Genomic DNA, 6,034 nt, shown 5'->3' with positions numbered 1-6,034 from the left:
CACCCGACCCGAGCACCCCGAGCAGGCGGTATCCGGCGATCCGCTCGGGATCACCCGGCTGCAGCAGGCGCATGCCCGGCATCCCGTACCTTTCCCCAGCACCCGGCCCATGCCGGCACAGTGTCTCAGAGAACGGTGACATGAGGACCCGCCGGCGCACCAGAGGTTCGCCACGCTGGGCGAGATGCCTGAGAGAGCGGCGGCACGGCGGGTAGGTTGGCCCAGCATGGAGGTACGTCCGCAGCACCCACGCCCCTCCCGCAGGACCGTCGCACTGGTGGCGGCCGTCGCCGCGTTCGCCGCTACGGCGGCCTGCGGCGCGCCCACCCAGAGTGAGCCCGTGCGGCAGCGCTCCGCCGTCTCCCCGTCCGCGACGCCCGGCGAGACCACCTCAAAGCCGCCGGAGGAGCGGCTCCCGGCGCCCGACGCCAAGATCCCGAAGAACGCCGCCGGCCTGGCCACCGCCGTGCGGGAGACCACCGCCCGGCTCAACGACGCCATCGACGCCTGGACGGACGGCGGGACCGCCCCCGGCGAGCCGCCCGAGGACGTCGAGCTGCTCGCCCTCTACCAGCAGCGCCTCTACCGGCATGCCGCCCGCCACCCCGAGCTCGCCTCCCGCGCCTTCGCCCGCCTGCCCAAGCCTCTGGCCGCGCAGGCGAAGGACAACACCGAGGCGATCCGCGAGCTGCTCGCCCTGGCCCGCCCGATCAAGCCCGACGCGGTGTTCAAGACCCGGCGGCCCCGCCCCGCGGCCGAGCTGCTCGGCCACTTCAAGCGGGCCGAGCGCCGGTTCGGCGTGGAGTGGGAGGTGCTGGCGGCGGTGATGTTCGCCGAGACGAAGTTCGGCCGGGTCAGGTCCGACAGCCACGCCGGCGCGCAGGGTCCCATGCAGTTCATGCCGGCCACCTGGCGGGCGTACGGCATGGGCGGTGACGTCCAGGACCCGCGCGACGCCGTCATGGGGGCCGCCAACTACCTGAAGGCGAGGGGCGCGCCCCGCGACTACCGGCGCGCGCTGCACGCCTACAACCCGTCGCAGGCGTACGTGAACGCGATCCAGCTGCACGCCCGCCAGATCAAGCGCGACCCGCGCGCCTACTACGCGTACTACAACTGGCAGGTCTTCGTGCTCACCACGGAGGGCGAGCGCCGCCTGACCGGCCCCTAGACGCCCCTAGACATGGTCGGCGCAGCAGGGGGTCGGGTTCGGCACCTCCGCCGGGGCCAGCCGCCCGCCGGCGGCGGGCATGGTGAGCAGCGTCATCAGCCCGTCCCGCCAGATCGGGCGGACGTGGTCGTGCGTCACCACGAGCGCGTCGTCGGCCGGCGGGTCGGGCGTGGCCAGCACCAGCACCCGGTCGATGGCCGAGCCGCGGCGCAGCTCGCCCACGGTGAGGGTGCCGGTGAGCCGGTCGCGGCCGGGGAAGGTGACGATCCGGCCGGAACGCCCGTGCTCGGCCGCCGCCAGCGCCGCCCCTTCCGCCAGCGGCCCCGCGCGTTCGCCGCCGAGCGCCCACGACACCTCCGCCGGCGGCCCGGCGCGTTCGCCGCCGAGCGCCCACGACACCTCGGCCGGGACGGCCAGCGAGCAGGCGAGGTGCGGCTCCTGCATGCCGAGGCCCGCCGGGACGAGATGGGTGCAGCCGACCGCGTCGCCCGGCAGGCCGAGCGCCCGCACCACGGTGTGGAGCAGGTGCTCGGCCTCGGCGAGCGTCCGGGTGCCCGTGTCGATGCCGAGGATCATCGGCCGGGCAGGATCCAGATCGGGTTGCTGTAGAACCACAGGTCGTTCCACGGGTCGGCGTCGCCGTACACGTCGATCGCCGGGCCGTGCGGATCGACGGAGGCGCCCAGCAGGCCGGGGGCCGACCGCTTGCCGTCGGTGCCGCGCAGCCGCACGTACACCGGCCGGTCGACCTGCCCGAGCCGGTAGGTGAACGTGACGATGCCGGTGTTCTTGTTCACCTCGTACGACTGCACGACCTTGGTGGCCGGCGTGGTGAAGACGTCCTTGTCGGCGGCCGGACCGGTGACATCGCCCTGGATGACGTCCACCCGGGCCAGCGTCGGGATGACCTGCGCCCAGTTCGGCCGCCCGGCCAGGGTGATCTCGATGGACAGCTCGACGCGGGCGCCCCTGCGCACGTGGAGGGTGTCGCCGAGCGTCACCCCGCCCCGGCCATCGCCGGCGGCGCGCGCCCGCACCACGAGCCCGCTGATCAGCCCGCCGTGGTCCACCCAGACGCGGCCGGCGCGCAGGCCGTCCATGACGCCGCGGTAGGAGAAGTCCTGGCTGCCGACGTGGGTCCGGCTGTAGAAGCCGGGCCAGAAGTCGTTGGCCCCGAGGTTGTACGAACCCCGGTAGACCGGGTCCGCGTAGCGGCCGTCGGCGTCGAAGTCGCCGCCGGGGCCGCGGTCGCTGGTGTCGCCGTACACGACGTGGGAGTCTGAGTTGGCGGTGATCCACCACGGCTTGCCCTCGGCCAGCAGGCTGTCCCACAGGCCGCCGACGGTGGCGGTCATCCAGTCGAACCCGCCGAACGTCTTGTAGCTCTCGGCCGGGTAACCGGGGAAGGAGTCGGCGCCGGGGCCGCCGTCGTAGAGACCGCGCCCGCCGCCGGGGCCGTTCGGCTTGGGGATGCCGCCGGCCTGGTGGCCGGGGGCGCCTTCCATGCCGATCGCGATGGACGGCTGGGCGTCGCGCCAGCCGCGGATCTCGTGCGGCGAGTCGATGCCCTTGCGCGCGGGGTGGTTGGCGAGGAACAGCGCGTCGGGGACGCGCCGCCGCCTGACCGCCTCGGCCAGGAAGTCGAGCCCGGCGATGGCCAGGGCCTCGTTCTGCGGCGTGCCGGCGCCGGCGTTCTTCACCGACCCGTCGAAGGAGGTCTCGAACTCCTTGAGCGTCTCGACCTCGCCGCGTCCGGGCGCGACGAAGACGGTGCCGTGCTCGGCCGCCGGGATGTTCCACTCCAGGCCCTGGAAGACCAGCGTGTCCTTGACCGCCTCGCGGGCGGCGACGATGTCCGGGTTGACCTTGTCCACGCCGATCCTGGCGTGGGTGGCGCCGCCGTGGTCGGTGATGACCAGCCAGCCCAGCCCGTACGCGTTGCCGTGCCGGACCTGGTCGATCACCCGGTACATGCCGTCCGAGCTGTGCTGGGTGTGGATGTGGTGGTCGCCGGCCAGCCACAGGTAGCCGTCCCTGGGCTCGTGCCCGCGGCCCCTGTCGTGCGTGGCGGCCGCGGCGGCCTGCCCCTGGCCGCCGAGCACGCCCGCGGCGGTCAGCCCGGCGCCCAGCAGGCCGGCGCGGCGGAACATGCGCCGCCGCGACAGCTGTCCCGGCGACAGCTCGTCGTCGGGGATGGAAAGGTCCCGGGCCTCGGCGGCTTCGCCGCCGCTGAGGTCGTGGTCGTGCTCGTGCGTGTGCTCGTGCGTGTGGTCGTGCGTGTGGTCGTGCGTGTGGTCGTGGGGGTGACCGTGACTCATGAGGGTGCTTGCTCCGTCCCGCCGGATAAGCGCTCCGGCTACGGCGGGAGCTTGGCGGAACCGGATGAAGCGGGCGTGAACCCCAGAAGATCACTGCATGCCGAATCGGTGCCGCACCACCGGGCGCGGCAGCCCCCCTACGACAGGGCGCGGGCGGCGTGGACCAGAGGCACGTGGCTGAAGGCCTGCGGGAAGTTGCCGACCAGCCGGTCGTAGCGGGGGTCGTACTCCTCCGCCAGCAGCCCCACGTCGTTGCGCAGCCCCAGCAGGCGCTCGAACAGGTCTTTCGCCTCGTCCTTGCGCCCCTGCAGGGCCATGACCTCCACCAGCCAGAAGCTGCACGCCAGGAACGCGCCCTCACCGCCGGGCAGGCCGTCGACGTCGTTGTCCTCGGCCAGCGGGTAACGCAGCACGAACCCGTCGGCCATGAGCTCCTTCTCGATCGCCGCGACCGTGCCCAGCACGCGCGGGTCGTCCACCGGCAGGAACCCCACGATCGGGATCATCAGCAGCGCGGCGTCCAGCTCCGAGGAGCCGTACGACTGCGTGAACGTGTTGCGCTCGGCGTCGTAACCCTTCTCGCAGATCTCGGCGTGGATCACGTCGCGCAGCGCCCGCCACTTCTCGACCGGCCCGGTGCGGCCGAAGTTCTCGACGTACTTGACGGCCCGGTCGAGCGCCACCCAGCACATCACCTTGGAGTGCACGAAGTGCCGCCGCGGCCCGCGGACCTCCCACAGGCCCTCGTCGGGCTCGTTCCAGTGGTCCTCCACGTAGTCGAGCAGCTGGCGCTGGATCGTCCAGGCGCGGTCGTCGGGGGACAGGCCGCGGGCGCGCGAGACGTACAGGGAGTTCATGACCTCGCCGTACACGTCGAGCTGGAGCTGCTTGGCGGCCTCGTTGCCGATGCGCACGGGGCGGGAGCCCTCGTAGCCGTCGAGCCAGTCGAGCAGCAGCTCCGGCAGGCGGCGCTCGCCCCCGACGCCGTACATGATCTGCAGGTCCTGCGGCCGGCCGGCGATGGCGCGCAGCAGCCACGCGCGCCAGTCGGCGGCCTCCTCCAGGAAGCCGGAGCTGATCAGCGCGTCGAGCGTCAGCGTCGCGTCGCGCAGCCAGCAGAACCGGTAGTCCCAGTTGCGCACCCCGCCGAGGTCCTCCGGCAGGGACGTGGTGGCCGCGGCCACGATGCCGCCGGTCGGCGCGTACGTCAGGGCCTTCAGCGTGATCAGCGAGCGCACCACCGCTTCGCGGTAGGGGCCGGTGTAGGAGCACTTCGACACCCACTCGGCCCAGAACGCCTCGGTCTCGCCCAGTTGCACGTCGTAGTCGATCTGCGCCGGCATCGGCTCGTGGGACGGGTGCCAGGTGAACACGAACGCCAGCCGCTCGCCCTCCCGCACCGTGAACGTCGCCCGGTGGGCGTAGTCGCCGCCCTTGAGCGGCACGGGCGCGTGCAGCCACACCGAGTCGGGACCGCCGACGGCCTGCAGATGGCCGTCGCTGCGCCGCACCCACGGCACGATGCGGCCGTAGTCGAAGCGCACCCGCAGCTGGGTGGACATCTCCACGCTGCCCGAGACGCCCTCGACGATCCGCACGACGTCGGGGTTGCGGTCGCGCGGCGGCATGAAGTCGACGACCCGGACGGTGCCGGTCGGGGTGTCCCACTCGCTCTCGAGGATCAGCGTGTCACCGCGGTAGCGGCGCCGGGTCGCCGGTCTGCGGCCGGTGGGTCCGAGCCACCAGTGGCCGTTGCGCTCGCTGCCGAGCAGCGCCGCGAAACACGCGGGGGAGTCGAACCGGGGCAGGCACAGCCAGTCGATCGAGCCGTCGCGCGCCACGAGCGCGGCCGACTGCATGTCTCCGATCAGCGCATAATCCTCGATCCGCATGCCTAGACGCTACTCGGCGAAGGGGTGATCCCGCGGCCGGATCCGATCATGTCGCGTCATGCCGGGCCCGGCCCGCGGGATCACGCAACGGGAGCCAGCGGGTGAACAGCTGCGTGAGCGGCCCGATGGCCAGGGCGAAGACCAGCGTCCCCACACCCACCGTGCCGCCGAGCAGCCAGCCCGCGGCCAGCACGGTCAGCTCGATGAGGAAACGCGCGAGCCGCACCGACAGGCCGAGGCGCATCAGCCCGGTCATGATGCCGTCGCGCGGGCCGGCCCCCATGCCGGCGCCGATGTACAGCAGGGTCGCCAGGGCGATGGAGCACACCGCGAGCACGACGTACGCGGACTGCACGGCCAGGTGGCCGGGCGCGGGCAGCAGGTACATTGCCGCGTCGGCGAACAGGCCCACGAACACCACGTTGCTGACGGTGCCGAACCCGGGCCGCTGCCGCAGCGGGATCCACAGCAGCATCACCAGGGCGCCCACCAGGATGATGACCGTGCCGATCGACAGCCCCAGCCACAGGCCGAGGCCCTGGTGGAAGACGTCCCACGGGCCGTTGCCGAGGCCCGACTCGACCTGCACGCCGATGCCGAGGCCGTACAGGGCCAGCCCGCCGTAGAGGCGGGCGAGCCGGGCGGGCAGGGAA

General features: G+C 73.0%; 5 protein-coding genes. 1 reads left to right on the top strand and 4 read right to left on the bottom strand.

All coding sequences use genetic code 11. The annotated features are described in order from the left end of the window. Positions 1 to 226: 226 nt before the first annotated feature. Positions 227 to 1,171 (top strand): lytic transglycosylase domain-containing protein, encoded by a 945-nt coding sequence (locus C1J01_RS45470; RefSeq protein WP_181449326.1) that lies wholly within the window; start codon positions 227 to 229, stop codon positions 1,169 to 1,171. 6 nt (positions 1,172 to 1,177) lie between these two features. Here the strand turns inward: C1J01_RS45470 and C1J01_RS45465 are convergent, their stop codons facing one another. From C1J01_RS45465 to yczE, 4 genes are all read right to left on the bottom strand, one after another. After that, positions 1,178 to 1,747 carry a hypothetical protein gene (locus tag C1J01_RS45465; RefSeq protein ID WP_111185213.1) on the bottom strand — a complete coding sequence of 190 codons (570 nt, stop codon included), beginning with the start codon at positions 1,745 to 1,747 and terminating at the stop codon, positions 1,178 to 1,180. Further along, on the bottom strand, positions 1,744 to 3,489 hold the full coding sequence (locus C1J01_RS45460) for a CehA/McbA family metallohydrolase domain-containing protein (protein WP_181449325.1): 1,746 nt from the start codon (positions 3,487 to 3,489) through the stop codon (positions 1,744 to 1,746). Before C1J01_RS45460 ends, C1J01_RS45465 begins: the two co-directional genes overlap by 4 nt. A gap of 137 nt (positions 3,490 to 3,626) precedes the next feature. Then, the gene (locus tag C1J01_RS45455) at positions 3,627 to 5,381 is read right to left on the bottom strand and encodes a glycoside hydrolase family 15 protein (RefSeq protein WP_111185212.1); all 1,755 of its coding nucleotides are present in this window, start codon (positions 5,379 to 5,381) and stop codon (positions 3,627 to 3,629) included. A gap of 46 nt (positions 5,382 to 5,427) precedes the next feature. Beyond that, a partial coding sequence (yczE, locus tag C1J01_RS45450) for a membrane protein YczE (protein ID WP_328589746.1) occupies positions 5,428 to 6,034 on the bottom strand: 607 nt, incomplete at its 5' end.

This window comes from Nonomuraea aridisoli (genome assembly GCF_003236395.1).
In the GTDB taxonomy this organism is placed as follows: Bacteria; Actinomycetota; Actinomycetes; order Streptosporangiales; family Streptosporangiaceae; genus Nonomuraea; species Nonomuraea aridisoli.
This window is presented reverse-complemented; position numbering and strand designations above follow the sequence as displayed.

What these genes read in the sequence shown, in the direction of transcription:
- C1J01_RS45465 (WP_111185213.1), bottom strand. Translation starts at nt 1,747, where the DNA reads ATGATCCTCGGCATCGACACGGGCACCCGGACGCTCGCCGAGGCCGAG.
- C1J01_RS45455 (WP_111185212.1), bottom strand. Translation starts at nt 5,381, where the DNA reads ATGCGGATCGAGGATTATGCGCTGATCGGAGACATGCAGTCGGCCGCG.
- C1J01_RS45470 (WP_181449326.1), top strand. Translation starts at nt 227, where the DNA reads ATGGAGGTACGTCCGCAGCACCCACGCCCCTCCCGCAGGACCGTCGCA.
- C1J01_RS45460 (WP_181449325.1), bottom strand. Translation starts at nt 3,489, where the DNA reads ATGAGTCACGGTCACCCCCACGACCACACGCACGACCACACGCACGAC.